Below are 25,274 nucleotides of genomic sequence, written 5' to 3'. Positions count from 1 at the left end.
CCCTGTTGGGAAAGGAAGATGTGGGGGAGAAGGGGGGGGGGGACCGGGGGAGGGGAGGCCACGCCCCCTGGGACTAAATCCGGGGGTTTCGCCGATACCGGGGTGCTACGCCTCGACGGCTTCCTGGTGCCCTGCACCGGGCTCCGTGGATTCGACCGCCGGGGATTCGACCGCCGTGGACTCGACCGGCGCGGAGGACTCTCCGCTGACGACCTCGATCTTGCGTGGCTTCGCGCGTGCGCTGACCGGGATCATCACGTTGAGCACGCCGTTCTCGTACCGGGCGGAGATGCCCTCCGTGTCGATGCCCTGACCGAGATTGAGCTGGCGCAGGAACGAGCCGCTCTCGCGCTCGCGGGTCAGCCACTTGACGCCTTCCGCGCCACGTAGCGTACGCTCCGCGCGGATGGTCAGGAGCTGGCCGTCGACGTCGATGTCGACCGATCCGGGGTCGATGCCCGGAAGGTCCGCGGAGAGGATGTAGTGGTCCTTCTCGCGGTAGAGGTCCATCGGCATGAGACGGAGTCCGGGACGGCTCTCCAGCAGGGCGCCGGCAACGCGGTCCAGCTCGCGGAATGGATCGAACTTCATGGCCACTGGAAACAACTCCTTCACAGATGCCACCGGCAGGTGGTCGGTTCTCCAAGGTTGAGCGCCCTCCGCTCAACTAGGAAAAATATTAGCACTCGACCCAAGGGAGTGCTAACAAAATCTGTTCGCCCAGGACGAACTCCCATGGACGCAGGAAAGGCCCGTACCGACGTATCGGTACGGGCCTTCCCGGGTGCTGTCTCCAGCCGATCCTCGTGCCTGCGCGGGGCCTCGATCCCCGGGCCTTCCGCGTGTGAAGCGGATGCTCTACCAGACTGAGCTACACAGGCAATTGGTTCTCCAACAGCTTAGGCCATCCGGGCGGTGCGCCAAATTCCCCTGCCGCACCGGGCCGGGGCGGAGGCCGGCGCTGGTCATCGGTCCGTCGCCTCAGTAGCCTGAAGGAAAGCCTGCTGATCATCCACCGGAGCCGGCACGGCGACGACGAAAGGGACCGAACCATGGACAACCAGGACATCCTCCAGCGTATCCAGGCACTCGTGCAGGAAGAGCACGACCTCCGCGAACAGCCCCAGGACGCCGGAGCCGGGGCCGAGCACCAGGACCACGCGGCCCGGCTGAAGCGGGTCGAGGAGGACCTCGACCAGTGCTGGGACCTGCTCCGCCAGCGCCGGGCGAAGGCGGACGCCGGTGAGGACCCGGCCGACGCCGATGCCCGGCCGATCAGCCAGGTGGAGGGGTACCGCCAGTAATGGCGTTGCCGCTGGTGCTGTTCGACGTCAACGGGACGCTCTCGGACATGGGCCGCATGTCCCAGCACTTCGAGGAGGTCGGTGCACCCCCGCAACTGGCCGCCCTGTGGTTCGCCTCGGTGCTCCGGGACGGCTTCGCACTGACCGCCGTCGGGCGTAACCCGGCCTTCGGCGACGTCGCCGAGGGCGCCCTGCGGGTGGTTCTCGCGGACCAGGTGCTGAACCGGGACCTCGACGATGCGGTGACGCATGTGATGACGGCGCTGCAGGAGCTGCCGGTCCATCCCGACGTGGCGGACGGCATCCGCGCGCTCGCACTCGAGGGCTTCGGTGTCGCCGTGCTCACCAACGGGGCAGCGGCAACGGCGGCGGGCCTGCTGGAGCGGGCCGGAGTCGGGGAGCAGATCGCCGCCGTCCTCTCCGTGGCGGACGCCGCCCGGTGGAAGCCCGCGCGGGAGTCCTACGCGCACGCCCTCGAGACCCTCGGACAGGTGGCGGGCGACGTCGTGCTGGTCGCCGTGCATCCCTGGGACATCGACGGCGCCGCGCGCGCCGGCCTGAAGACGGCCTGGCTGAACCGTGACGGCGGCCCGTATCCGACCATCATGACGCCGCCCGACCACGAGGTCGCGTCCGTCGGAGAACTGCCCGGGGTCCTGCGGGCCTGACCGGCGTCGACCCTGGACACCCCCGGCGGGACGCCCCGCCCCGAACTCCCTCAGACCTCCGCATCATCCGGCAGTTCCGACATCAAGGAGTACCCGTGACCGACCTGACAGCCTTCGCGCTCGTGTGCAGCCTCACCCCATCGCCGGAGCCTTCCAGTTCCGACCTGATGGCCCGGCACATCCTCGACCGCTTCGCGGAGCGGGGAATCGCGACGTCCAGCGCCCGCGTGGTCGACCACCACGTGGCACCCGGCGTGCAGAAGGACATGGGCGACGGCGACGAGTGGCCGATCCTCCGCGAGAAGATCCTCGCCGCCGACATCCTCGTGCTGTCCACCCCCATCTGGGTGGGCCACCCGTCGAGCCTCGCGCAGCGCGTGATGGAGCGGCTGGACGCCGACATCGCGGAGACGGACGAGGAGGGCCGGCCCGTGATGGCGGGCAAGGTCGCGGTGGTGGCCGTCGTGGGCAATGAGGACGGCGCGCACAAGACGATCGCCGACATGATGCAGGGCCTGAACGACATCGGTTTCTCCCTGCCGTCCCAGGGCTCCACCTACTGGGTGGGCGAGGCGATGCAGGCCGTCGACTTCAAGGACCTCGCCGAGGTCCCCGACATGGTGGCGACGACGACCGCGGGCGTCGTCCGCAACGCCGAGCATCTGGCGAGGCTGCTGCGCCGGGAGAACTTCCCGCTGGAGTGACGGCCGCCCCCGCTACCGGCCGACGTCCCGGCGTGACAGTCCGACGACGGCGACCAGCACGAGGATGCCGCACAGGGCGAGCACGGCCGCCATGCCCGCTCCGGCGCCGGTCGAGAAACCGTGGAGCAGCGGTGCGGGACCGAACACCCAGTCGTAGGGGGAGAGGCCCTTCAGCCACTGCAGGGCTTCCGCCTGGTTCCCGAGGGCGTTGAAGGCGTAACCCAGGAGCGCCACCGCAGCCCCGGCGGCCACCGAGGCGGTCCGGGAGCCGGTCACCGCGCCCGCCGTGATGGCCGCCGATCCGCTGAGCAGGCTCAGCAGGTACAGGGCGAGGACACCCGCGACGGCCTTGCCGACGGCGAGGCCGAGCTCGGACGGGGCGTTCAGGGCGAGCACGGCCGCGAGCAGCACCGCGCACACGACGGCGATCCGCAGCGCGAGGGAGAGGGCGGCCTCGAGCGCCACCTGCAGGCGTGTGACCCCGTGCGCCAGGGTGAGTTCGAGGGCTCCGCTCTCCTCCTCGCCACCGATCGCCGCTGCACCCCAGCCGACAGCGGCGATCGTCAGGAGGACGAAGCCGATCAGGCCCAGCAGCGTCGCCTGCGTGTATCCCGCGCCCGTGGAGATCGAGTCGAAGCCCAGGGTGGACACGAGTTCCGGGGGCAGGGACGAGACGACGGAGTCGAGTTGGCCGGAGGCGCCCATCGACGGATAGATCGGCAGGTAGAGCAGGCTCGCCGCGACGAGGCCGGCCGACCAGCCGGCCATCCCGAGGCGGGAGCGTCGGAGGGTGTGCCGGACGAGGGGCAGGGTGCTAGCGGACATGACGGGCTCCGGCCGCTCCTGCCGGGGCGGTCGAGGTCCGGCCGTACAGGCCGAGGACCGCCTGCTCGAGGTCCGGTTCCTCGATCACGACGTCGATGAGCCCGAGGGCCGGGAGGACGTCGATCAGCGCGACGGGCGACCCGGACAACCGCCCTTCCACGACATTTCCAGGGACCCCGGCGGACGCCCGGTCGACTCCGGGATCGGCCACCTCGAGGCCGGCCGCGAGGAGCGCGGCCGCCTGCCCCGGCGTCAGCGGTCTCTCCAGTTCGAGCCGCACGGTACGGGGCGCCTCGTCACGCAGGTCCGCCACGCGTGACGAACGGACGAGGCGCCCCTCCCGGATCACGGCGACGTGGTCGGCGCACTGCTGCACCTCGGAGATGACGTGGGAGGACAGGAAGACGGCCTGGCCCGTCGACTTCGCCTCCCGGACGAGGGCGAGGAACTCCCGCTGCACGAGGGGATCCAGTCCGGAGGTGGGCTCGTCGAGGACGAGCAGGTCCGGCCGGTGCATGAGGGCCTGGACCAGGCCGAGTTTCTGCTTGTTGCCCTTCGACAGCGTCCCGATGCGGCGCGACGGATCGAGGCCGAGGCGTTCGACGAGCTCGGACCTGTACGCGTGGTCCACGGGACCGGAGATGCGTCCGAGGTGGTCGAGCATCTCCGTGCCGGTGGTCCTGCCGTCGAGCCTGAGTTCCCCGGGCAGGTACCCGATGCGCTCCCGGAGGCGCGGGCCCGCCCGCCAGGGGTCCGCACCGAGGGTGGTCACCGACCCTGCGGTCGGCTTGATCAGGCCGAGGATCAGGCGCATGGTGGTGGTCTTCCCGGCGCCGTTCGGGCCGATCACGCCCACCACGCTCGCCGGTGGCACCAGGAGCGATACGGCGTCCAGTGCCCGCCGCGACCCGTACGCCTTGGTCAGATCGCTCAGCTCCAGTGCGTGTTCCATGCTTCCTCCGAATGCGGGGGCTCCGGGGCCGGGCAGCGGCAGGACCCGGAGGCGTCAGGCCTTCCGTGAGAGCCAGGAGAGGGTCAGCGCGCCCGCGCTCCGCCGGAAGCCGCTCCGCCCGGAGACGACCTCGAGGACCGCCCAGACCGCCAGGCAGAGGGTGCTCGCCAGGCGCAGGCGCCCGCGGTTCTTCTCCTCGAGCGCCGCGAAGGAGGCGGCGCCGAGCAGTGCCCAGCCCAGGATCGGAGCGTTCGGCTTCTGGGCGATGGTCTGCCGGCCCAGGCTGTCGGTGAAGAAACCCATCACGCGCCCTTCTGCTTGGAGGTGCCGGCCGCCTTCTTGGCTCCGGCCTTCTTCTCGCGGTTCTTCTCGACGCTGCGGCGCAGTGCCTCCATGAGGTCCAGCACGTTGTCGCCGTCGTCCTCGCCACCGTCGGCCCCGAACGTCTCCTCGGTGCTGATGGTGTCACCCTTCTCGATCTTCGCGTCGATCAGGGTGCGCAGCTGGACCTGGTACTCGTCGGTGAAGTTCTCGGGGTCGAAGTCGGTGGAGAAGGAGTCCACGAGGGCCGCGGACATCTGCTTCTCCTTGGCGGAGATGCGGACCTTCTCCTCGAGTGCGGGGAAGGAGGCCTCCCGGACCTCGTCGTCCCACAGGAGCGTCTGCAGCATGAGGACGTCACCCCGGACGCGCAGCGCGGCGAGGCGGCTCTTCTGGCGAAGGGAGAACTGCACGATCGCGGTCCGGTCCGTCTCCTCGAGCGTGCGCCGCAGCAGGACGTAGGCCTTGGTCGAGGTGCTGTCGGGTTCGAGGTAGTAGGCGCGGTCGAACATGATCGGATCGATCTGGTCGCTCGGCACGAACTCCACCACGTCGATCTCCCGGCTCCGCTCCACCGGCAGTGACGAGAGGTCCTCGTCCGTGAGGACCACGGTGTGCTCGCCGTCGTCGTACGCCTTGTCGATGTGCTTGAAATCCACGACCTCGCCGCAGATCTCGCAGCGCCGCTGGTAGCGGATGCGGCCGCCGTCCTCGTCGTGCACCTGGTGCAGGGAGATGTCGTGGTCCTCGGTGGCGCTGTAGACCTTCACCGGCACGTTGACCAGCCCGAACGCGACCGCGCCCTTCCAGATGGCTCTCATGGGTCAAGTGAACACCAAGCAGGCTTAGTGGGCCAGAGGAGGCGGGCGGGCCGGCCCTAGACTTGGGAGGTGACTTCCGAGACCGTAGAGCCCATTGTCAGCAAGACGACCAGCGACGACGGCGGTACGGTGCTGCGCCTGGAGTTCCAGTTCGCGTTCCCACCGACCGTGCTGTGGAAGCACCTGACGGAGGCCGACAAGCTGAAGTACTGGTTCCCCTGCGAGATGGAGTTCGAGCCGCACCCGGATGCGGAGATCCTCTTCCGCTACGCCGACCAGAAGCCTCTGCGCGGAGAGGTGCTCGAGGCGGCGCGGCCGTCGGTGCTCGCCTACACCTGGGAGAAGGACAGTCTGCGCTGGGAACTGACCCGGACGGGCGACAACGGGACCCGGCTCGTGCTGTTCCTGACACCGGGGAGCCCGCGGCACTCCGCGACCATGGCGGCAGGGTGGCACCTCACCATCGCCGGACTCGACGACTTCCTGAACAAGCGCAACCTCGGGCAGGACCCGGCGCTGTGGGATGTCTACGTCGAGCGTTACCGCGAGCAGTTCGCCGACTAGGACACAATCCCTGCCGCCTCCAGCCGGGTGTTCCGACCGAATCGGTACTGGACCACCACCGGCATCCGGTCAAGACTGGGGGGATGGCCCCCCTCGCTCAGCACGGCAGCAGACCGTCACGGTGGAGGGTCGCACGCTCCGGCTGTCCAGCCTGGACAAGGTGCTCTACCCCGCGACGGGGACCACCAAGGCCGACGTCCTGGCCTACTACGCAGCCGTGGCACCCCACCTGATCCGCCATGCGAGCCACCGGCCGCTGACGCGGAAGCGGTGGGTGCACGGCGTGGGGACGCCGGAGGAGCCCGGCGAGGTGTTCTTCCAGAAGAACATCGACGACAACGCTCCGGCCTGGGTGCCGCGCAACGCGATCCAGCACAAGGACCACACGAACGTCTACCCCCTGGTCGACGACCTCGCGACGCTCACCTGGCTGGGGCAGATCGCCGCCCTGGAGCTCCACGTGCCGCAGTGGCGCTTCGACGCCGACGGCGCCAGGGGGAATCCCGACCGCCTCGTGCTGGACCTCGACCCGGGCGACGGCGTGGGTCTCGCGGAGTGCGCCGAGATCGCCCGGCTGGCCCGGCCGATCCTGCAGGGCATGGGGCTGGAACCGTTCCCCGTCACGAGCGGATCGAAGGGCATCCACCTGTACTGCGCCCTCGACGGCCGGCTGACCTCCGAGCAGGTGTCCGCCGTCGCCCACGAACTCGCCCGGGCCCTCGAGGCCGACCATCCCGACCTCGCGGTCAGCGACATGAAGAAGGCGCTGCGGACGGGCAGGGTGCTCGTGGACTGGAGCCAGAACCACGCCAACAAGACGACGGTCAGCCCGTACTCGCTGCGCGGCCGCTTCGAGCCGACCGTCGCCGCGCCGCGCACCTGGGAGGAACTCGACGACGTCGACCTCGGGCACCTCGACTACCGCGCCGTCCTGCAGCGGATCGGATCCCTCGGCGACATCCTCGCCGCCGCGACCCCACCCGCGACCGGCGCAGGAGAGAGGGGAAGCGCACCGACGGACCGGCTTTCCACCTACCGGGCGATGCGCGACGCATCGAAGACACCGGAGCCCGTACCCGAGGCCGTGGGCCCGGCGGGTGGCAACAGCTTCGTGATCCAGGAGCACCACGCCCGCCGCCTGCACTACGACTTCCGGCTGGAGCATGAGGGCGTGCTCGTCTCCTGGGCTCTCCCGAAAGGACCGCCCCTGACGCCCAGCAGGAACCACCTGGCCGTGCAGACCGAGGACCATCCCCTCGACTACGGCTCCTTCCACGGAACTATTCCGAAGGGGGAATACGGCGCGGGGGAGGTCTCCATCTGGGATGCGGGCACCTACGAGCTCGAGAAGTGGCGTGAGGGCAAGGAGGTCATCTGCACACTCCACGGCAGGCCCGACGGCGGACTGGCCCGCGGCGGGACCGCGATCCGCCGCTACGCGCTCATCAACACCGGCGGCGGGCCGAACGGCAGGAGCAACTGGCTGATCCACCTCATGAAGGACCAGCCGGCCGAGGCCCGGCAGGACTCCCCGCACGACCCCGGCGCGTCGCCACCGGTCCCGGCGGACGGCGGCGACCCCCCGCCCGTCGAGGTGCAGGGCATCGACCCTCCCGCTCCTGTCCGGGCTCCGGGTCCCGTCCGTCCCATGCTCGCCACCCTCGGCTCGGAGCAGGCCATCCCCGACCCCGACGACTGGGCCTACGAGATGAAGTGGGACGGCGTCCGCTGCATCGCGCGGGTGAAGGACGGCTCCGTCACCCTGGCCAGCCGGAACGGGATCGACACCACCGCGACCTACCCGGAACTCGGGGACCTCGGTGAGTACCTGGGTGCGGACAGCGCCGTGCTCGACGGCGAGATCGTGGCCCTGAACGCGAAGGGCCGCCCCGACTTCGGCCTCCTGCAGACCCGCATGAAGCTGACCCACCGGGCGGAGATCGACGACGCGCGCCGGAAGACCCCCGTGCGCTTCATGCTCTTCGACCTCCTGGAGCTCGAGGGCAACGACCTCACCGGGCTGGACTACTGCCAGCGGCGGGAGCTGCTCGAGAAGGCGGTCGAGGAGGCGGAGGACGGCCACGTCCAGGTTCCGCCGGCCCTCGACGCGACGCTCGCGGAAGCCGTCGAGGCGAGCCGCCAACTGGGCCTCGAGGGCATCATGGCCAAGCGCCTCACGAGCGACTACCAGCCCGGGACGCGGTCGGCGTCGTGGGTGAAGATCAAGCACCTCCACACGCAGGAGGTCGTGGTGGTGGGCTGGCGGCCCGGGAAGGGCAACCGGGCCGCGAAGATCGGTTCCCTGCTGGTCGCCGTCCCCGACGGCGTCGACCTCCGCTACGTGGGCCGCGTGGGGTCCGGGCTCACCGAGCGCGACCTCGCCGAGGTGGGGTCCAGGCTCAGGAAGCTGGCACGGAAGACCGCCCCGCTCGACGACGTGCCCGGCGCCGACGCATCCGATGCGCACTGGGTGCGGCCCGCCCTCGTCGGCGAAGTCCAGTACAGCGAGCACACCGGGACCGGCCGCCTGCGGCACCCCGTGTGGCGGGGCTGGCGACCCGACAAGACGCCGTCCGACGTCGTCGTCGAACTCTGAGATCCGCACCGTCCCGTTGCACCATCCAGGAGGCACACATGGCAAGTCTTGATATCCCGGCACTGGACGCGTGGTGGCGCGCCGCCAACTACGTCTCGGTCGGCCAGATCTACCTGCGGGACAACGCCCTGCTCACGCGTCCGCTCGCGGGCGAGGACGTGAAGGCGCGACTGCTGGGCCACTGGGGCACCACACCGGGGCTGAACTTCGTCTACACCCATCTCAACCGGGTCATCTCCGAGCGGAGGCAGGAGATGCTGTTCGTCACCGGGCCGGGCCACGGCGGGCCCGCCAACGTGGCCAACGCCTGGCTGGAGGGGACCTACTCCGAGATATATTCCTCCATCGGCAAGGACGGGGCGGGGCTGAACGCCCTGTTCAAGCAGTTCAGCTACCCCGGCGGCATCCCGTCCCACGCCGCCCCGGAATCCCCGGGATCCATCCACGAGGGCGGGGAACTCGGCTACACGCTCGCCCACGCCTACGGCGCCGTCTTCGACAACCCCTCCCTCATCGCCGCCGCCGTGGTGGGCGACGGCGAAGCCGAGACGGGACCGCTGGCCACGAGCTGGCACTCGAGCAGCTTCGTGGATCCCGCGGTGGACGGCGCGGTACTGCCGATCCTGCACCTCAACGGGTACAAGATCGCCAACCCCACGGTGCTGGCCAGGATGCCCGAGGAGCAGCTCCGGCAGCTGATGTACGGCTACGGCTACGAGGCGCACTTCGTCACGGTGTCCGATCCCGGTGCGACCGAGGACGCCCACCGCGACTTCGCCGCCGTCCTCGACGCCTGCATCGACGACATCCACGCCATCCAGGACCGGGCCCGTACCTCGCCGGCAGGCGCGGACGCCGCCGCGGCCCGCTGGCCCATGATCGTGCTGCGCTCGCCGAAGGGCTGGACGGGCCCCGCCGAGGTGGACGGCAAGCCGGTGGAGGGGACCTGGCGGTCCCATCAGGTACCGCTCTCGGAGATCCACGACAACGAACAGCACCTGCACCAGCTCGAGGAGTGGATGCGGTCCTACGATCCGTCATCCCTGTTCACCGAGGAGGGGTCACTGCGGCCCGAGATCGCGGCGCTCGCGCCCGAGGGCGACCTGCGCATGAGCGCCACCCCCTATGCGAACGGCGGCCGGCTCCTCCGCGACCTCGTGCTGCCCTCGTACGCGGACCACGCCGTACCCGTGACGCGTCCCGGTGCGGAGAAGGTGAGTCCCATGACGACCGTGGGCGGCTACCTGCGGGACGTCATCGAGCGCAATCCGCACAACTTCCGCCTGTTCGGTCCGGACGAGACGGCGTCCAACCGCCTCTCCGCGGTCTACGAGGTGACGGACAAGGTGTGGGAACCGCGCATCGAGGACGTGGACGAGCACCTGGCCCGCTCGGGACGCGTCATGGAGGTCCTCAGCGAGCACCTCTGCCAGGGCTGGCTCGAGGGCTACCTGCTGACCGGCCGCCACGGGGTGTTCAACTGCTACGAAGCCTTCGTGCACATCGTCGACTCGATGTTCAACCAGTTCGCGAAATGGCTCAAGGTGCACCGCACGCTGTCCTGGCGCATGCCCATCGCGTCGTTCAACTACATGCTGTCGAGCCACGTGTGGCAGCAGGACCACAACGGCTTCTCGCACCAGGATCCCGGGTTCATCGACCACGTGGTCAACAAGAAGGCGGACATCATCCGGGTCTACCTCCCGCCGGACGCCAACACGATGCTCGCCGTGACCGAGCACTGCATGCAGACGCGCGACACCGTCAACGTGATCGTGACGGGCAAGCAGCCCACCCCCACCTGGTTCGGGCCCGAGGAGGCGCACCTGCACGTGAGGCGCGGCATCGGGATCCTCGACTTCGCGGGCTCCGAGGAACCGGGGGTGGAGCCGGACGTGGTCCTCGGCTGCGCGGGCGACGTCCCCACGCTCGAGGCGGTCGCCGCGGCGGGACTGCTCAGGGCAGCCGTCCCCGGTCTGAAGATCCGCGTGGTGAACGTCGTGGACCTCATGCGCCTGCAGGACAGCACGGAGCATCCGCACGGGCTGTCGGCCCGGGACTTCGACACGTTGTTCACGACGTCGAAACCCGTGGTCTTCGCCTATCACGGGTACCCGTGGCTCATCCATCGCCTGGCCTACCGTCGGAACAACCACGAGAACCTGCATGTTAGGGGTTACAAGGAGGAAGGCACGACGACGACGCCGTTCGACATGGCGATGCTGAACCAGATCGACAGGTTCCAGCTGGCCATGGACGTCATCGATCGCGTGCCGACTCTCGGAGCGACGCAGGCCCGTCTCCGGCAGGACCTGCAGGACCAGCGTCAGCGTGCGTGGCAGTACACGCGCGATGCCGGGAAGGACCTCGAGTCCATCACCGGCTGGACCCTCGACGAATCCTCGCCGGACGACGCCCAGTAGAGCCGCGCGCCCACGACCAGAAGGAGAACGACGCATGACGGAGTCCCGTATCTCAGCGACCCGGACGATCGACGCACCAGCCGATGCGATCTTCCACTTCCTGTCCGATCCCGCCCACCATGCAGCGCTCGACGGCTCGGGCATGGTGCAGTCGGACAGCAAGTCCGACCGCATCACCGCCGTGGGCCAGACGTTCACCATGAACCAGACCTGGGACAAGATGGGCGGTGACTACCAGACGGACAACCACGTGGTCGGCTACGACCCGAACAAGCTCCTCGCCTGGAAGACCGCGCCCGCCGGTGAGGTCCCGCCGGGCTGGGAGTGGATCTGGGAGCTGCAGCCCTCCGGCCCCGGTTCCACCGAGGTGTCGGTGAGCTACGACTGGTCCGCCGTGACCGACAAGGAGCTCCTGAAGACCATCGGCTTCCCGGCCGTGCCGCGGGAGGCACTGGATTCCACGCTCGCGAACCTCGCGGCGCAGGTCTCGGAGGCCTGACCTCCCGCCGCAGGCACCCGGACGATGACGGCCGGCTCCCAGGGAGGGGCCGGCCGTCGTCGTTGCCGGCCGGGCCGGTGCCTGCTACTGCAGCAGGGCGACGTCCGAGACGAGTTCGATGTGGCGCTGCATGGCATCGGCGGCCGCGGCGGCGTCCCGCGCCCGGATGGCCTCGGCGATACCCCTGTGCGATACGAGCGACTGCTCCGGCCTGCCCGGCTGGGCGAGCGATTCGAGGCGGGTCTCGAGGACCATCTCGCCGATGAACGCCATGAGCTGCGCCATCACGGGGGAGTGGGCGGCCCCGGTCACGGCCTGGTGGAACAGCTCGTCGCCGTGGGCGCCGCGGTCGCCGTCGTCGATCTCCGCCTGCATCGTCCGGAGCGCGTCGTCGATGGCCGCGAGATCGGCGTCCGTGCGCCGCTCGGCTGCCAGGGCCGCGAGCCTCACCTCCAGGGTGCTGCGGGCCTCCACGATGTCGGGCAGGCGGCTCCGGTGCTCGCGCAGCCCCTTGATGACGCTCGCGACACTCGCGCGGTGCCGGAGAACCGCACCGGTGCCGTGCTGGACGTCGATGACACCGAGGACCTCGAGGGCCACGAGCGCCTGGGCGAGCGTCGCCCGCGAGACCCCGAGGCGCTCGGCGAGATCCCGCTCCGCGGGGAGGAGGTCTCCCGGGCGGAGCCTCGCAGACTCGATGTAGCCCAGCAGCTGCTCGACCAGCTGTTCGTACAGTCGAGGACGCGCAAGGCGCCCCAAGGGTTGCGGATCAACGGCGTCGGTCATCCCTGTTCTCCCCGGATAGTGGTGGGCCCATGCTACCCGTGAACGATTGACAGGGACACCCACTCTCCTACAGGCTAGGCCAGTAGTCCTGTAACTCAGATCACAGGCTCGTCAAACCGTCCGTCGCCCGCTGGAGGATAATGATGTCCGCTCCACTCCTATCGATCATCATCCTTGCGGCGATGTTCCTGATAGCCACCCTGCTGCCCATCAACATGGGAGCCCTCGCCTTCGTGGGGGCCTTCCTGCTCGGCGCCGTCGTCCTGGGGATGGAGACCGACGACATCATCGCCGAGTTCCCCGGCGGGCTGTTCCTCACCCTCGTCGGGGTCACCTACCTGTTCGCCATCGCCCAGAACAACGGCACCATCGACCTGCTCGTGCAGGGGGCCGTGAAGCTCGTCCGCAACCGCGTGGCACTCATCCCGTGGGTCATGTTCCTCATCACGGCCGTCATCACCGCCGTCGGCGCGCTCGGTCCCGCGGCCGTCGCGATCATGGCGCCCGTCGCACTCGGCTTCGCGGCACGCCACAAGATCTCACCGCTGCTCATGGGCATGATGGTGGTCCACGGCGCACAGGCCGGCGGCTTCTCGCCCATCGCGGTGTACGGGGTGATCGTGAACGACATCGTCGGTGAGTCCGGCTTCGAGTCGAGCCCGCTCGCCGTGTTCCTGTCGAGCTTCATCTTCAACCTGCTGATCGCCGTCGTCCTCTTCATCGTCCTCGGCGGCCGCACGCTCCTGTCCTCGCGCATCTCCCACTTCGTCGAGGAGGCCGCCGAGGCCCGCCTGAACGCCAGCCCGGGAGCCCGCAGGGCCGACGTCGCCTACAAGGGCACCGGCAGCGGCACCTACGGACCGCGTGACCCCGCCGGCGACGGCGCCGTCGCCGTGAAGGCCCGCGAGGACCGCATCTCGCAGGCCGCCACCATCGTCGGCCTCATCGCGCTCGCCGTGATCGCCCTCGGATTCCAGGTCGACGTCGGATTCGTCGCCATCACGGTCGCCGTCCTCCTCGCGCTGATCTCGCCCAAGGCCCAGAGCGGTGCGGTCAACAAGATCGCCTGGTCCACCGTGCTGCTCATCTGCGGGATGCTCACGTTCGTGGGTGTGCTCACCGAGGCGGGGACCATCGAGTACGTGTCCGACGGCGTCGCCGGACTCGGCGCTCCGCTGCTCGCCGCCCTGCTCATCTGCTACATCGGCGCCGTCGTCTCCGCCTTCGCCTCGTCGACGGCCATCCTCGCAGCCCTGATCCCGCTGGCCATCCCGTTCCTCGAGACGGGCGCCGTGAGTGCGGTCGGCGTCGTCTGCGCCCTCGCCGTGTCCTCGACGATCGTGGACGTCTCGCCGTTCTCCACCAACGGCGCACTCGTGCTCGCCAACGCCCCCGAGGGCACGGACAAGGACCGCTTCTACAAGCAGATCCTCGGGTACGGGGCCCTCGTGGTCGTCGCCGGTCCGATCATCGCCTGGCTCGTCCTCGTGGTGCCCGGCTGGCTCTGAGTCGTCCACCCGTCCGACCAGACCGCACGAACCACCCTGAGGAAACATGAGCGACGCACCACAGGAACGAAGCGGGAGCGAGCGCGGGGAGCGCGGCGGTCCACTGTCCGGGCGCCTCGTCGTCGACCTCAGCCGGGCGCTTGCCGGGCCGCACGCCGGCATGATGCTCGGTGACCTCGGCGCCCGCGTGATCAAGGTCGAGACACCGGGTACCGGGGACGACACCCGTGGCTGGGGCCCGCCCTTCGTCGGCCCGGAGGACGACCGCCAGGCCACCTACTTCCTGTCCTGCAACCGGAACAAGGAATCGATCGCGCTGGACCTCAAGAGCGACGACGGCAGGGCGGTGCTCACGGAACTGCTGCGCCGAGCCGACGTCGTGGTCGAGAACTTCCGGCCCGGGGTCCTCGACCGGCTCGGGTTCTCCACGGATGCCATGCACGAGCTGAACCCCGGCCTGGTCATCCTCTCCATCACCGGGTTCGGGCACGACGGCCCCGAGGCCAGGCGCAGCGGCTACGACCAGATCGTCCAGGGCGAGGCCGGCCTCATGTCCGTCACCGGGCCCGATCCCGACAACCCCCAGCGCGTCGGGGTCCCCATCGCCGACCTGCTGTCCGGCATGTACGGGGCGTACGGTGCCGTCGCGGCCCTGCTCGAACGGGAGCGGACGGGCCGGGGGCAGGTGGTGCGCACGTCGCTGCTCGCCGCGATCATCGGCGTCCATGCCTTCCAGGGCACACGCACCACGGTGGCCGGCGAGGTGCCGCGCGCCCAGGGCAATCACCACCCGTCGATCGCCCCGTACGGCCTGTTCAACTGCCGCGGGGGGAAGGTCCAGATCAGCGTGGGCAGCGAGAAGCTGTGGGCCACCTTCACCGCCGCCTTCGGACTCGACGCGGGCCGCGCCGAGTTCGCGACCAACGCGGACCGCGTGCGCAACCGCGACGAGCTGATCGGCGTCGTCGAGGACGCGTTCTCGGCCTACGAGGCGGAACCCCTGCTGGCGAAGCTCAACGGCGCCGGCATCCCGGCGGGCAAGGTCCGCACCCTCGACGAGGTCTACGCCTGGGAACAGGTGCACTCGCAGGGGCTGCTCCTGACCGTCCAGCACCCCGTCCTCGGCGACATCGCCCTGCCCGGGCCGCCCCTGCGGTTCTTCGACGGCGACGCCGAGACCACCCTCACCGGCCACACGGCGCCGCCCCTGCTCGACGGCGACGGGGACGCCATCCGCGCCTGGCTCTCCGGGTCCGTCCCGGGAGGTACCGGAGCGTGACGGCGTCGGCGCCGGTCCGGCACCTCACGGCACGGGAGCTCATCGAGGCCGTGCTGGACACCGGATCGTTCGCGTCCTGGGACACGCCGGTCCCGGCGGCCTACCCGGGGATCGCGGCGTCCTATCGGGAGGAGTTGCACCGGGCCAGGGAGAAGAGCGGGGCGGACGAATCCGTGCTGACGGGCGAGGGGCTCATCCACGGCCGGCGCGTGGCCGTCATCGTCTCGGAGTTCACGTTCCTCGCCGGATCGATCGGCGCCGCCGCAGCACACCGGATCACCTCGGCGGTCCTCAGGGCCACCCGGGAGCGGCTGCCCCTCCTGGCCGGACCGGCGTCGGGCGGGACCCGCATGCAGGAGGGGACGCCCGCGTTCCTGTCGATGGTGGACATCACCGGCGCGGTGCGGGCGCACCGGCAGGCCGGGCTGCCGTACCTCGTCTACCTCAGGCACCCCACCACCGGCGGCGTCATGGCGTCCTGGGGTTCCCTGGGGCACGTGACCGTCGCGGAGCCGGGGGCGCTGCTCGGCTTCCTCGGCCCCCGTGTCTACGAGGCGCTGTACGACCGGCCGTTCCCGAGCGGGGTGCAGACCGCGGAGAACCTGTTCGACAAGGGTCTGATCGACGCGGTGGTGCCGCCCGAACACCTCGCGGGGATCGTCGACAAGGCGTTGAGCGTGCTGCTCGCGGGCAGCCCGACGGCGCCTGACGCGCCGTCCACGGTGTCGTCCCGGCCCGGCGGCGGCGACGCCTGGACCTCCATCCTCGTCTCGCGGAACCGCCGGCGCCCCGATCTGCGCCGGCTGCTCGCCTACGGGGCGCGGGACGTCCTGCCGCTGAACGGCACGGGCCAGGGGGAGAAGGATCCCGGGCTCCTCCTGGCACTGGCACGCTTCGGCGGGCAGCCCTGCATCGTGCTCGGGCACCAGCGGCCGCGCCTCGTGGGGGAGTCCGGACTGGGGCCGGCGTCGCTGCGCGAGGCGCGACGCGGCATGAAGCTCGCCGAGGAACTCGGCCTGCCCCTGCTCACGGTGATCGACACCGCGGGCGCGGATCTGTCGAAGGAGGCGGAGGAGGGCGGGCTGGCGGGCGAGATCGCCCGCTCGCTGCACGATCTCATCGGGCTGGCGTCGCCGTCGGTCTCCGTGCTCCTCGGTCAGGGCGCCGGGGGTGGCGCGCTCGCACTGCTGCCGGCCGACAGCACCATCGCCGCCGAGCACGCCTGGTTGTCGCCGCTGCCGCCGGAGGGTGCGAGCGCCATCGTGCACCGCACGGTCGACCGCGCCCCCGAGATGGCCGAGGCGCAGGGCGTCAAGGTCGCCGCCCTCGTCGACCGGGGCGTCGTCGACCACGTGGTCGACGAGCGGCCCGACGCCGCCGAGGAGGGCAGGGCCTTCTGCGAGCGGATGGCGGTCGCCATCGAGTACGAGCTGGCCCGGGTGAAGGAGCTCCCCGCGGGCGACCGTCTGGTGCGGCGTGCCGGGAAATACCGGGCGGGAGCCGGGGCGGAGGGCTAGGCGGCCGGCTACGCGCCGGGGTGCTGGCTGCGGTAGATCTCCATCTGGCGGTACCGGCGCTGGAGGCTGTCACGTCGGGGCGTGCTCTCCGCGTCCCGCGCCTCTGCCGTGAGGTCGATGTGCCGCTCGCCGTAGTGCCAGAGCAGCATGTCGTCGAGGAGCCGGTCGGGCCCGGGGGAGTACCGGTGGTCCAGCGCCTTGCGCACCGTGGTGATGGTGCCCGCCTGCAGGAGGGACACCAGTTCCAGGGTCGTCTTCAGGCCGTGGGCCGCGAGGAGTTCGGCCGCCCAGCCCCAGTTGTCGTCAGACTTCCGGTCCACGTGCGGCAGGAGCGTCTGCCAGATGTCGCGGATGCGGTTGGGCGTCAGGGGGGCGCTGCCCTCGCCCTCCTCGTCCCAGAACCCGGTCACGGTCTCGTAGCGCTCGTGGAGTTCGGCGAACGCCGACTCCACGGTCTCGAGCATGGCCGCCGTTCCGGTGAACTGCCGGTCGAAGTAGGGGCTCCATGCCTTCGGGTTGGACGCCTTGAACCGGATGTCGTGCTCGATCTCCGACCAGGCGTGTGCCAGCACGGTGCGTACCTGTACTTCGAACAGGTAGCTCCCGGCGGCCCTGGTGTCGGGGTCGACGGCCTGCTGGAAGGACCGGACGACCTCGCTGTGGATGGTCCGCATGATGAGGTGACGGCTGGAGTAGCCGTACGTGCCGGATTCGATGGATCCGATGTCCTTCTCGCGGTCGCCCCGGCAGTCGAACTCGTGGCGCTGCCGCTTGAGCAGGTTCGCGGCGAGGTCCACCTCGTGCGGAAGGGTGGTGATGATGCGTACGCCCACCAGATCGGTGAGGTTGCGCAGCGGATCGGGGAACACGAGGACGGGCGGTGCACCGGCCTCGGGGGAGGGCAGGGTGCGGGAGGCCTTGTCACGGAAGGACTCGACGGTCTTGGTGCGCGCCGTGACGAAGAGCGGGTTCAGGTCCGTCCCGTCGAAGATCGCGGCGATGCTGTCGCGCATGGCGACCGTGACGCGGTCGAGGGCCGGCCGCACGCGCTCGTACTCACGCGTGTGCGCTTCGACGGCAGGCCGCAACCGCTCATCGAGATCATCCCACGCGCCCATGAACCGTGCCTTTCCACGAAGAGTCTTCATCGTAGCCAACCGGGACGACGGTTAGGCTTCCCCTGTGGATCGAGGACACCCCGTGGGTCGGCGCTCCGTGCTCGCGCTGCTGACGGCCGCCGGTACGGGCGTCCTGGCCGCCTGCGGCATCAGGGCGGCAACCAGGGCCCGCGCCGCGGTGCCGCAGCGCTATCACTACGGCGGGCATCCGAGCCAGTTCGCTGACCTCCATCTGCCTGCCGCCGGGATGGCAGTGCGCGGCGTCGTCGTCATCATCCACGGTGGCTACTGGCGCTCCACCTACGGCGCGGAGCTCGGCGAGCCCCTCGCGCAGGACCTGGTGGGACGCGGTTACGCCTGCTGGAACCTCGAGTACCGACGGGCGGGCGACGGCGGGGGCTGGCCCGCCACCTTCGAGGACGTGGCCGCCGGTATCGACCACCTGGCCTGCGCGGCGGACGAGCACGGGCTGGACCTCGGCTCGACGACGGCGCTGGGACACTCCGCGGGCGGGCACCTCGCGGTGTGGGCGGCGGGGAGGGCCGCACTGCCGGCCGGGGCTCCCGGGGCCGGGACGCCCGGGGTGCCGCTGACCGCCGTCGTCAGCCAGGCCGGTGTGCTCGACCTCCGCGAGGCCCGCGAACTGGGGCTGGGCGACGGCGCCGTCGAGAACCTGCTGGGTGCACCCGACGACCCCGAGCGCTACCGGCTCGCGGACCCCATGACCGCCGTCCCGCTCGACGTCCCCGTCTACGCGGTGCACGGGGAGAAGGACACCACGGTGCCGCTCAGCCAGGCGGAGAGCTATGTGCGGGCGGCGACGGCAGCGGGCGCGACGGCGGGACTGTCCCTCGTGCCCGGCGACCATTTCGCCGTCATCACCCCGGGATCGAAGGACTGGGACCGCGTCGTCGAACTGCTCGACGACGCGGCCGCCTCCGGACTGCCCGCACCCGGCTGACCGGGGTCCGGGTCGCGGCGCTCCCTAGTTGAGGGGAAGCGTGCCCTCGGGCAGGGTGCCGCCGGCGAGCAGCTCGCGTGCGGAATCCGCCAGCGCGGTCAGGGCGACGCGCTGGGTCCAGGGTCCGTAGGAGATCCTGGCGACGCCGAGTTCCTGCAGGCGGGACGGTGCGAGGCTGCCGGGTACGTTGATGACGCTGAGGCGCTGCGGGCCGAAGGCCTCCACGAGGGTGGTGACGGCCTGCTCGTCGAGCAGGCCGGGCACGAACACCGTGGTGGCGCCGAGGTCGAGGTACGCCCTGCCCCGTTCGACGGCGTCGGCCAGGACGTCCGCGGGATCACGGTCTCCCCCCTTCACGAAGGCATCCGTCCGCGCATTCAGCACGAAGTCGACACCCTCCGACGTGCCGGCCGCCAGGACCGCCTCCATCTGCGTGATCGCGTCCGCCAGCGGTCGCATCTGGTCCTCGATGTTCGCGCCGACGATCCCGACGCCGATCGCCCTGCGGACCGTGTCCCCGGGGTCTCCGTAGCCGGCCTCGAGGTCGGCGGAGACCGGAAGGTCTGTCGCGGCGGCGATCCGCCCGACGACGGTGATCATCTCGTCGAGCGGGATGTTCTCGCCGTCCTCGTAGCCGAGCGACGCGGCGATGGAGTGGCTCGCCGTGGCGAGCGCCTTCGTGCCCGGGATACCGGCGATCGTCCTCGCGCTGATGACGTCCCAGACGTTGACGACCTGGAGGATCTCCGGGGCGGAGTGCAGGCGGGCGAGCGTGGTGGCCTTCGCGGCGGTATCGGTGCGTGTTTCGGTCATTGCCTTACCTTCTGCGTGTGGGAGCTGATCCAGGCGGCTGCGCCGTCCATCTCGGTCGGGTGGATCCCGTGACCGCCCTCGCGGACGTTCCGGTCTACTTCGGCGCCGCGGCTCTCGAGGATCGAACCGACGCGGATCACGCTGTCGGTGGGGGCCATGGCATCCGCGGTCCCGTTGAACAGGGCGACCGCCGTGCCCGAGAGATCGGCCTCGATGGTGCGTCCTTCCAGCGGGTACATGCCGGAGAACGCGACGACGTCCGCGACCACGGCCGGGTGGAGCAGCGCGGCGGCGAGCGCGATGTTCGCACCGTTCGAGAAGCCCACCGCGACGAGCGGGCGGTCGGTGATGCCGTAGTGCTCCCGCGCCCAGTCGATGAATCCGGCGAGCTCGCCGGCGCGGCGGACGACGTCGTCGACGTCGAACACGCCCTCGCCGAAGCGCCGGAACCAGCGGTTCATGCCATGTTCCTGCACCGGTCCGCGCGGTGCGAGGTAGCCGGCGCCGGGCGCGAGGCGGTCGACGAGCGGAAGGAGGTCGTGCTCGGTGCCGCCCGTGCCGTGCAGGAGCAGGAGCACCGGCGTGCCTGCTGCTCCTGCACCGAACAGGTGCGGCCACGGATGCGTGGTGGTCATGTCCGTACCTACTTCACGAAGGCCTGGATGGCCGGGTTGTTCTCCCCGGGCAGTTCGATCTTCGCCACGGCGGCGGAGATCGCCTCGCGGTTCGGCTCGAGCCACGGCGGCAGCTTCAGGGAGCGGCCCAGTTCCAGCAGCGGCTCGTCGATGTCGAAGCCCGGTGTGTCGGTCGCGATCTCGAGGAGGGTTCCACCGGGTTCGCGGAAGTAGATCGAGGTGAAGTACTGGCGGTCGAGGATGGCCGTGACGCCGTAGCCGCGCTCGGCGAGCTCCTGGCGCCAGAGTTCCTGCGTCTGCTGGTCGGGGACACGGAAGGCGATGTGGTGCACCGTGCCGCCGGCGACGAGCCCGCGTTCGCCGCGCGCATCGGTGACGACGTCGACCACGGTGCCGGGTTCACCGTCGTGCGTGCTCAGGCGGTAGCGGCCGTCCTTCTCGGCGAGGACGTTCATGCCGAGATCGCGCGTCAGCGTCTCGAGGGTGCGGGTGGGGTCCTGCACGGTCAGGACGGAGGAGTGCTGGCCGCGGACGGCGTACTCGGCGGGGACGGACGCGGAGTCCCAGGGATTGCGGGGGTCCGAGACGGAGGAGGCGACGAGGTCGATCTGCAGGCCGTCGGGGTCGCGGAGCGAGAGGCGCTCCTCCTCGGAGGATGCGCGGGAGACGGTCGACTCCACGCCGAGGGCCTTGAAGTGCTCCTGCCACCAGCCGAGGGTGCCCTGCGGCACGGAGAACGCTGTGGTGGTGGACTGGCCGCTGCCGACGCGTCCGCTGCGGATGCCCTGCCAGGGGAAGAAGGTCAGGAGGGAACCGGGACGGCCGGCCTCGTCGCCGTAGTACAGGTGGTACGTGCCCGGATCGTCGAAGTTCACGGTCTTCTTGACGAGGCGCAGCCCCAGTCCCCTGATGTAGAAGTCGATGTTCCTCTGGGGATCACCGGCGATCGCGGTGACGTGATGAAGGCCTTCGGTTCGTGCAGTCACAGTGTCCTCCTTGGTAGCGACCGGTCCACGTGCGCCGGTATGTCCATGCAAACGCATGTATATCGGTATTTGTTCCCTCCCGCACGGCCCGGCCCCGTACGCGGTAGGCAGCCTGCTGAGCGTCGTGTGTGTCCGGCGTCCTGTGTCATCCTGTGTGCATGGCAGCGAGAGAGCGGGTCCGGGGCTGGGTCCGCCGTACCGGCATCGAGGTGCTCGGGTGGACCCTCGTGGTGCTCGGAATCGCCGCCCTCGTGCTGCCCGGACCGGGGCTGCTGATGCTGGCCGCGGGCCTCGCCGTCCTCTCGCAGCAGTACCACTGGGCGCGCCGGTATCTGAAGCCCCTCAAGGAGAGCGCCTACCACGCCGCCGCCCTGGGGGTGAAGACGATCCCACGCATCGCGGCGAGCTGCCTCAGTGCCTTCGTGATCATGGGTCTCGGGGTCGTGTGGATCCTGCAACCCGGCGTTCCGTCCTGGTGGTTCCTCGAGGACAGGTGGTGGCTCTTCGGCGGGTCCGGTACAGGGGTCAGCCTCATCGCCTCGTCCCTGATAGCCCTCGCCCTCATCGCCTACAGCGTGCGGCGTTTCCGGGGGCGGCCGGTGCCGGCGAGGCGTTCACCCGTCGGGACGGACGCCGAGTAGGGCCCACGTCCGGGGCGTCCCCGACAGGGAAGAGCCTCCGGCCGGGTGACGCACCGGGGCTGGTACGTTGAAGGTGTGCTCACCGTAATCGGGGAAACCCTCATCGACGAAGTCGTCAGCGACACCGCGTCCATGCGCGCCCACGTGGGCGGAAGCCCCATGAACGTGGCCGTCGGGCTCGCGCGGCTCGGCCACCCGGCGCAGTTCGTCGGCAGGTACGGCGACGACGAGTACGGCCGCATGATCCAGCAGCACCTCCGCGACAACTCGGTGCCCTTCCCGGTCGAAGCCGACGGCTCGCCCACCAGCGTCGCCACCGCGCGCCTCGACCCCGCAGGCGGCGCGGCGTACGACTTCCAGCTGGTCTGGGACCTGCCCGGCCTCGCCGGGCAGAAGGACAGGCTCCTCGACGGGACCACCCTCCTGCACACCGGTTCCATCGCGACCATGCTCGCCCCGGGGGCCGACGACGTCCTGGCGCTGGTGACGGCCGCGCACCCGCTCGCCACCGTCACCTACGACCCGAACTGCCGGCCGACCATCATCCGGGACGCGGCTTTCGCCCGGGACCAGGCCGAGAGGTTCGTGGGGCTCGCGGACGTCGTCAAGGCCTCCGACGAGGACCTCCAGTGGCTCTATCCCGATCGGACCCCCGAGGAGTCGGCGCGGGCCTGGCTGGAGGCCGGGGCCGCCGTCGTCGTCGTGACCCGCGGATCGAAGGGTCCGTGGGCGCTGTGCCGCGCGGGCCAGGTGTCCGTGCCCGCACCCCCGACGAGCGTCGTGGACACGGTGGGTGCCGGGGACTCCTTCATGGCGGCCCTCGTGGGATATCTCGTGGATCTCGAACTGGACGGTGCCCATCGCCGGGACGAGCTGCGCCGAATCAACCTCGGGCAGCTGACGGACCTGCTGCAGTACGCGGCCCGGGCCGCGGCCATCACCGTCTCCCGTGCGGGCGCCAATCCACCCACCCGGGACGAGATGGCGCGCCGGGCCTGACCCGAACGAGCCATGACGACCTCCAGGAGCACACCGATGACCCGCGACCCCTACGCAGACCTTCCGCAGGTACCCGAGTTCGAGCTGACCAGCGAGGACATCACGCACCAGGAGCCGCTCGGCGCCGCGCAGGCATCCGGGGTCATGGGGGCCGGCGGCAGGGACGAATCCCCGCAGCTGGGCTGGAGCGGCTTCCCGGACGGCACCAGGAGCTTCGCGGTGACGGTCTACGACCCGGATGCGCCGACGGCCAGCGGATTCTGGCACTGGGCTGTCGCCGACCTGCCGGTCACCACCACGTCGCTGCCCGCCGGGGCCGGCACGGAGGGCTCCGGACTGCTCCCGGACGGTGCGGTGCAGCTCCGGAACGACGCCGGATTCGCCGGCTTCATCGGCGCCGCCCCGCCCGAGGGCCATGGCCCGCACCACTACCACGTCGTGGTGCACGCCGTGGACGCCGAGTCGCTGGGCGTCCCCGCGGACGCCACGCCCGCCTCGCTCGGGTTCGCCCTGTTCTCGCACACTCTCGGCCGCGCCCGGCTGATCGGCACGTTCGAGCAGTAGCCGTGGCCATCCGGCAGGTGGCCCCCGCGCCGCCGGTAGGGTGGGAGTCCAGGAAACGAAGGAGTCAGCGATGCGCCTCGTGGCGAGCGACATGGACGGGACCATCATCGGTCACGACGGCAGGATGAGCGAACGGACGGTCCGTGCGTTCCGCGCGTGCGTCGAGGCCGGGGTCGACGTCGTGTTCGTCACGGGCCGCCCGCCGCGCTGGCTGCAGCCGCTCCGGGACCAGCTCGGCCACACCGGGACGGTCATCTGCTCGAACGGCGCCCTGACGTACGACCTCGAGGCGGAGCGCGTCCTCGACGCGAAGCTCCTGAAGCCCGAGGACGTCTTCGCCGCACGCGACATCATCCGGGGGCTCTTCCCGGCGGCGACCTTCGCGGCCGAGACGGTGTCCGGCTTCCACCTCGAGCCGGGTTTCGGCGACGCCGCCACCTCCGAGCTGCTCGGCGGGATCACCGCCCAGCCGTTCGAGGAGTCCCTGCCGGGCGAGGACGTCGTCAAGTTCCTCTCCCGGGAGCGGGACGTCTCACCCGACGACTTCCTGGCGGCCGTCCGCCCCGCCGTCGCCCACCTCGTCTCGACGACGCACTCCGCTCCCACCATCGCGCTGCTCGAGATGGCGGTGCCGCACATCGACAAGTCCGTGACGCTCGCCGGCTACGCCGCGGCGCGGGGCATCGATGCCGCCGACGTCGTGGCGTTCGGCGACATGCCCAACGACGTCCAGATGCTCGGCTGGGCGGGGCAGGGGTACGCCATGGCCTCCGGGCACCCCGACGCCCTCGCCGCCGCGAACCTCGTGGCGCCTCCGTTCGACGAGGACGGCGTGGCACAGGTGCTGGAGGAACGGCTTGCGGCGCTCCGTACGGCCTGACGCGGGCCGCTTCCCCTATCTCGACAACCGGTCCGGCCTGCGACCGGGCGGCCTCCCGCTCGCGCTGTCCCACCGCGGTTTCGCGCCCGACGGCGGGGAGAACACGATGGCCGCCTTCGAACGCGCCGTGGACCTCGGCTTCGGCTATCTCGAGATCGACGTCCGCGCCTCGAGCGACGGCGTGGTGATGGTCTTCCACGACGGGGACCTCGACCGGGTGGCCGGCGTCGGCGGACCGATCGCGGCGCGCACGGCGCTGGACCTGGGGGCGTTGTCCATCGGGGGACACGGCGGCATCCCGACCCTCGAGGCCGTCCTGGTCCGGTGGCCCCGGCTGCGCCTGAACATCGACGTGAAGAGCGACGACTGCGTGCGACCCTTCGCCGAGCTCGTCAACCGTCTGGGGGTCCATGACCGCGTGCTGGTGGCGTCCTTCTCCGACCGTCGGCGGCTCGCGGTGCTGCGCCTGCTCGGGAGGCCGACGGCGTCCTCCGCCGGCATGGCGGTCAACACCCTGGTGAAGCTGCTCGCGCCGCTCGGGCTGGCCGGTGCGGTCGCGCGCATCGCGCGGGTGCAGGCGCTGCAGGTCCCCGAGACGTACCGCGGCGTGCGCGTCGTGACGGGCCGCTTCCTCCGCGCCTGCCGGGCGGGCGGGCTGCAGGTCCACGTGTGGACCGTCAACGAGCGCAGGGAGATGGACCGGCTGCTGGATCTCGGCGCCGACGGCCTCGTGTCCGACGCCGCCGATGTCCTCGCCGCGTGCATGGCCGCTCGGTCCGCCTGGCCCCAGGGCCGTCCGGCCTGACGTGCAGGAGCCCGGTCGCGGCCACACCCGCAACCGGGCTCCTTCGGTATCGGCGCGCCGGCCGGGGTATCGCGCCCCCTGCCGGTCCACCGAGTCTGGTGGGTG

General features: G+C 70.6%; 26 protein-coding genes and 1 tRNA gene. 16 read left to right on the top strand and 11 right to left on the bottom strand.

What is annotated here, in order from left to right; translation table 11 throughout:
- Positions 1-105: 105 nt before the first annotated feature.
- The gene (locus tag ACX80U_RS11260; protein WP_459268451.1) at positions 106-591 is read right to left on the bottom strand and encodes an Hsp20/alpha crystallin family protein; all 486 of its coding nucleotides are present in this window, start codon (positions 589-591) and stop codon (positions 106-108) included.
- A gap of 216 nt (positions 592-807) precedes the next feature.
- Positions 808-881, bottom strand: a tRNA-Val gene (locus tag ACX80U_RS11255).
- A gap of 171 nt (positions 882-1,052) precedes the next feature.
- Here ACX80U_RS11255 and ACX80U_RS11250 point away from each other — a divergent pair.
- The 3 genes from ACX80U_RS11250 to ACX80U_RS11240 all read left to right on the top strand — a co-directional run bounded on the left by ACX80U_RS11250 (position 1,053) and on the right by ACX80U_RS11240 (position 2,676).
- A complete protein-coding gene (locus tag ACX80U_RS11250; protein WP_133080041.1) occupies positions 1,053-1,304 on the top strand; it encodes a DUF2630 family protein in 252 nt (83 codons plus the stop codon).
- Positions 1,304-1,972, top strand: coding sequence for a haloacid dehalogenase type II (locus tag ACX80U_RS11245; RefSeq protein ID WP_459268450.1), 669 nt, complete (start codon positions 1,304-1,306; stop codon positions 1,970-1,972). The genes ACX80U_RS11250 and ACX80U_RS11245 overlap by 1 nt, the downstream gene beginning before the upstream one ends.
- 95 nt (positions 1,973-2,067) lie before the next feature.
- On the top strand, positions 2,068-2,676 hold the full coding sequence (locus ACX80U_RS11240) for a flavodoxin family protein (RefSeq protein WP_459268449.1): 609 nt from the start codon (positions 2,068-2,070) through the stop codon (positions 2,674-2,676).
- A 12-nt stretch (positions 2,677-2,688) separates the two neighbouring features.
- Here the strand turns inward: ACX80U_RS11240 and ACX80U_RS11235 are convergent, their stop codons facing one another.
- From ACX80U_RS11235 to ku, 4 genes are read right to left on the bottom strand one after another with little or no spacing between them, the layout of a single operon-like run.
- Positions 2,689-3,501, bottom strand: a complete 813-nt coding sequence (locus ACX80U_RS11235; RefSeq protein ID WP_459268448.1) for an ABC transporter permease subunit — start codon at positions 3,499-3,501, stop codon at positions 2,689-2,691.
- Complete coding sequence (locus ACX80U_RS11230; protein WP_459268447.1) at positions 3,491-4,453, bottom strand: ABC transporter ATP-binding protein; 963 nt, start codon at positions 4,451-4,453, stop codon at positions 3,491-3,493. The genes ACX80U_RS11235 and ACX80U_RS11230 overlap by 11 nt, the downstream gene beginning before the upstream one ends.
- 54 nt (positions 4,454-4,507) lie before the next feature.
- On the bottom strand, positions 4,508-4,756 hold the full coding sequence (locus tag ACX80U_RS11225) for a hypothetical protein (RefSeq protein ID WP_133080046.1): 249 nt from the start codon (positions 4,754-4,756) through the stop codon (positions 4,508-4,510).
- Positions 4,756-5,595, bottom strand: coding sequence for a non-homologous end joining protein Ku (ku, locus tag ACX80U_RS11220; protein ID WP_459268446.1), 840 nt, complete (start codon positions 5,593-5,595; stop codon positions 4,756-4,758). Before ku ends, ACX80U_RS11225 begins: the two co-directional genes overlap by 1 nt.
- A gap of 69 nt (positions 5,596-5,664) precedes the next feature.
- Here ku and ACX80U_RS11215 point away from each other — a divergent pair, with 69 nt between their 5' ends.
- The 4 genes from ACX80U_RS11215 (at position 5,665) to ACX80U_RS11200 (ending at position 11,677) form a co-directional block, all read left to right on the top strand.
- Positions 5,665-6,159, top strand: a complete 495-nt coding sequence (locus ACX80U_RS11215) for an SRPBCC domain-containing protein (protein WP_459268445.1) — start codon at positions 5,665-5,667, stop codon at positions 6,157-6,159.
- A gap of 121 nt (positions 6,160-6,280) precedes the next feature.
- Positions 6,281-8,755: an ATP-dependent DNA ligase gene (locus ACX80U_RS11210; protein WP_459268444.1), complete on the top strand. Its 2,475-nt coding sequence runs from the start codon at positions 6,281-6,283 to the stop codon at positions 8,753-8,755.
- Between the two features lie 38 nt (positions 8,756-8,793).
- Positions 8,794-11,178 carry a phosphoketolase family protein gene (locus ACX80U_RS11205; protein WP_459268443.1) on the top strand — a complete coding sequence of 795 codons (2,385 nt, stop codon included), beginning with the start codon at positions 8,794-8,796 and terminating at the stop codon, positions 11,176-11,178.
- Positions 11,179-11,212: 34 nt separating this feature from the next.
- Positions 11,213-11,677, top strand: a complete 465-nt coding sequence (locus ACX80U_RS11200) for an SRPBCC family protein (protein WP_459268442.1) — start codon at positions 11,213-11,215, stop codon at positions 11,675-11,677.
- An 84-nt stretch (positions 11,678-11,761) separates the two neighbouring features.
- Here the strand turns inward: ACX80U_RS11200 and ACX80U_RS11195 are convergent, their stop codons facing one another.
- Entirely contained in the window at positions 11,762-12,463 is a 702-nt protein-coding gene (locus tag ACX80U_RS11195) for a FadR/GntR family transcriptional regulator (RefSeq protein WP_133080052.1), read from the bottom strand.
- Between the two features lie 143 nt (positions 12,464-12,606).
- Between ACX80U_RS11195 and ACX80U_RS11190 the strand changes: the two genes are divergently transcribed.
- The 3 genes from ACX80U_RS11190 to ACX80U_RS11180 are packed head-to-tail and all read left to right on the top strand — an operon-like array spanning position 12,607 to position 16,767.
- Positions 12,607-13,971 (top strand): SLC13 family permease, encoded by a 1,365-nt coding sequence (locus ACX80U_RS11190; protein WP_459268441.1) that lies wholly within the window; start codon positions 12,607-12,609, stop codon positions 13,969-13,971.
- Positions 13,972-14,017: 46 nt separating this feature from the next.
- Positions 14,018-15,250 (top strand): CaiB/BaiF CoA transferase family protein, encoded by a 1,233-nt coding sequence (locus tag ACX80U_RS11185; RefSeq protein WP_459268440.1) that lies wholly within the window; start codon positions 14,018-14,020, stop codon positions 15,248-15,250.
- Positions 15,247-16,767, top strand: a complete 1,521-nt coding sequence (locus ACX80U_RS11180; protein WP_208740333.1) for a carboxyl transferase domain-containing protein — start codon at positions 15,247-15,249, stop codon at positions 16,765-16,767. Before ACX80U_RS11185 ends, ACX80U_RS11180 begins: the two co-directional genes overlap by 4 nt.
- An 8-nt stretch (positions 16,768-16,775) precedes the next feature.
- On the opposite strand, the gene ACX80U_RS11175 is transcribed toward ACX80U_RS11180, so the two are convergent.
- Positions 16,776-17,885 (bottom strand): GTP pyrophosphokinase, encoded by a 1,110-nt coding sequence (locus tag ACX80U_RS11175; protein ID WP_133080056.1) that lies wholly within the window; start codon positions 17,883-17,885, stop codon positions 16,776-16,778.
- Between the two features lie 148 nt (positions 17,886-18,033).
- Here ACX80U_RS11175 and ACX80U_RS11170 point away from each other — a divergent pair, with 148 nt between their 5' ends.
- Positions 18,034-18,846: a prolyl oligopeptidase family serine peptidase gene (locus ACX80U_RS11170; RefSeq protein WP_459268457.1), complete on the top strand. Its 813-nt coding sequence runs from the start codon at positions 18,034-18,036 to the stop codon at positions 18,844-18,846.
- Positions 18,847-18,870: 24 nt separating this feature from the next.
- Here ACX80U_RS11170 and ACX80U_RS11165 read toward each other — a convergent pair whose 3' ends face one another.
- The 3 genes from ACX80U_RS11165 to ACX80U_RS11155 are packed head-to-tail and all read right to left on the bottom strand — an operon-like array spanning position 18,871 to position 21,280.
- Positions 18,871-19,659 carry an isocitrate lyase/PEP mutase family protein gene (locus ACX80U_RS11165; protein ID WP_459268439.1) on the bottom strand — a complete coding sequence of 263 codons (789 nt, stop codon included), beginning with the start codon at positions 19,657-19,659 and terminating at the stop codon, positions 18,871-18,873.
- On the bottom strand, positions 19,656-20,294 hold the full coding sequence (locus ACX80U_RS11160) for an alpha/beta hydrolase (RefSeq protein WP_459268438.1): 639 nt from the start codon (positions 20,292-20,294) through the stop codon (positions 19,656-19,658). Before ACX80U_RS11160 ends, ACX80U_RS11165 begins: the two co-directional genes overlap by 4 nt.
- An 8-nt stretch (positions 20,295-20,302) precedes the next feature.
- Entirely contained in the window at positions 20,303-21,280 is a 978-nt protein-coding gene (locus ACX80U_RS11155; RefSeq protein WP_459268437.1) for a ring-cleaving dioxygenase, read from the bottom strand.
- 158 nt (positions 21,281-21,438) lie between these two features.
- Here ACX80U_RS11155 and ACX80U_RS11150 point away from each other — a divergent pair, with 158 nt between their 5' ends.
- The 5 genes from ACX80U_RS11150 (at position 21,439) to ACX80U_RS11130 (ending at position 25,169) form a co-directional block, all read left to right on the top strand.
- Positions 21,439-21,921, top strand: a complete 483-nt coding sequence (locus ACX80U_RS11150) for a PGPGW domain-containing protein (protein WP_133080060.1) — start codon at positions 21,439-21,441, stop codon at positions 21,919-21,921.
- Between the two features lie 75 nt (positions 21,922-21,996).
- Positions 21,997-22,920 (top strand): carbohydrate kinase family protein, encoded by a 924-nt coding sequence (locus tag ACX80U_RS11145; RefSeq protein ID WP_208740337.1) that lies wholly within the window; start codon positions 21,997-21,999, stop codon positions 22,918-22,920.
- A gap of 36 nt (positions 22,921-22,956) precedes the next feature.
- Positions 22,957-23,484, top strand: coding sequence for a YbhB/YbcL family Raf kinase inhibitor-like protein (locus ACX80U_RS11140; protein WP_133080062.1), 528 nt, complete (start codon positions 22,957-22,959; stop codon positions 23,482-23,484).
- A gap of 70 nt (positions 23,485-23,554) precedes the next feature.
- Positions 23,555-24,364: an HAD-IIB family hydrolase gene (locus ACX80U_RS11135; protein ID WP_133080063.1), complete on the top strand. Its 810-nt coding sequence runs from the start codon at positions 23,555-23,557 to the stop codon at positions 24,362-24,364.
- A complete protein-coding gene (locus ACX80U_RS11130) occupies positions 24,342-25,169 on the top strand; it encodes a glycerophosphodiester phosphodiesterase family protein (RefSeq protein WP_459268436.1) in 828 nt (275 codons plus the stop codon). The genes ACX80U_RS11135 and ACX80U_RS11130 overlap by 23 nt, the downstream gene beginning before the upstream one ends.
- Positions 25,170-25,274: the final 105 nt, after the last annotated feature.

The organism is Arthrobacter sp. TmT3-37 (assembly GCF_054510835.1).
This window is presented reverse-complemented; position numbering and strand designations above follow the sequence as displayed.

Excerpts from the sequence above, each read along its gene's own strand:
- ACX80U_RS11200 (WP_459268442.1), top strand. The coding sequence starts at position 11,213 with ATGACGGAGTCCCGTATCTCAGCGACCCGGACGATCGACGCACCAGCC.
- ACX80U_RS11160 (WP_459268438.1), bottom strand. The coding sequence starts at position 20,294 with ATGACCACCACGCATCCGTGGCCGCACCTGTTCGGTGCAGGAGCAGCA.
- ACX80U_RS11260 (WP_459268451.1), bottom strand. The coding sequence starts at position 591 with ATGAAGTTCGATCCATTCCGCGAGCTGGACCGCGTTGCCGGCGCCCTG.
- ACX80U_RS11135 (WP_133080063.1), top strand. The coding sequence starts at position 23,555 with ATGCGCCTCGTGGCGAGCGACATGGACGGGACCATCATCGGTCACGAC.
- ACX80U_RS11190 (WP_459268441.1), top strand. The coding sequence starts at position 12,607 with ATGTCCGCTCCACTCCTATCGATCATCATCCTTGCGGCGATGTTCCTG.
- ACX80U_RS11230 (WP_459268447.1), bottom strand. The coding sequence starts at position 4,453 with ATGGAACACGCACTGGAGCTGAGCGATCTGACCAAGGCGTACGGGTCG.
- ACX80U_RS11245 (WP_459268450.1), top strand. The coding sequence starts at position 1,304 with ATGGCGTTGCCGCTGGTGCTGTTCGACGTCAACGGGACGCTCTCGGAC.
- ACX80U_RS11205 (WP_459268443.1), top strand. The coding sequence starts at position 8,794 with ATGGCAAGTCTTGATATCCCGGCACTGGACGCGTGGTGGCGCGCCGCC.
- ACX80U_RS11225 (WP_133080046.1), bottom strand. The coding sequence starts at position 4,756 with ATGGGTTTCTTCACCGACAGCCTGGGCCGGCAGACCATCGCCCAGAAG.
- ACX80U_RS11140 (WP_133080062.1), top strand. The coding sequence starts at position 22,957 with ATGACCCGCGACCCCTACGCAGACCTTCCGCAGGTACCCGAGTTCGAG.
- ACX80U_RS11150 (WP_133080060.1), top strand. The coding sequence starts at position 21,439 with ATGGCAGCGAGAGAGCGGGTCCGGGGCTGGGTCCGCCGTACCGGCATC.
- ACX80U_RS11235 (WP_459268448.1), bottom strand. The coding sequence starts at position 3,501 with ATGTCCGCTAGCACCCTGCCCCTCGTCCGGCACACCCTCCGACGCTCC.
- ku (WP_459268446.1), bottom strand. The coding sequence starts at position 5,595 with ATGAGAGCCATCTGGAAGGGCGCGGTCGCGTTCGGGCTGGTCAACGTG.
- ACX80U_RS11185 (WP_459268440.1), top strand. The coding sequence starts at position 14,018 with ATGAGCGACGCACCACAGGAACGAAGCGGGAGCGAGCGCGGGGAGCGC.
- ACX80U_RS11195 (WP_133080052.1), bottom strand. The coding sequence starts at position 12,463 with ATGACCGACGCCGTTGATCCGCAACCCTTGGGGCGCCTTGCGCGTCCT.
- ACX80U_RS11250 (WP_133080041.1), top strand. The coding sequence starts at position 1,053 with ATGGACAACCAGGACATCCTCCAGCGTATCCAGGCACTCGTGCAGGAA.
- ACX80U_RS11165 (WP_459268439.1), bottom strand. The coding sequence starts at position 19,659 with ATGACCGAAACACGCACCGATACCGCCGCGAAGGCCACCACGCTCGCC.
- ACX80U_RS11175 (WP_133080056.1), bottom strand. The coding sequence starts at position 17,885 with ATGGGCGCGTGGGATGATCTCGATGAGCGGTTGCGGCCTGCCGTCGAA.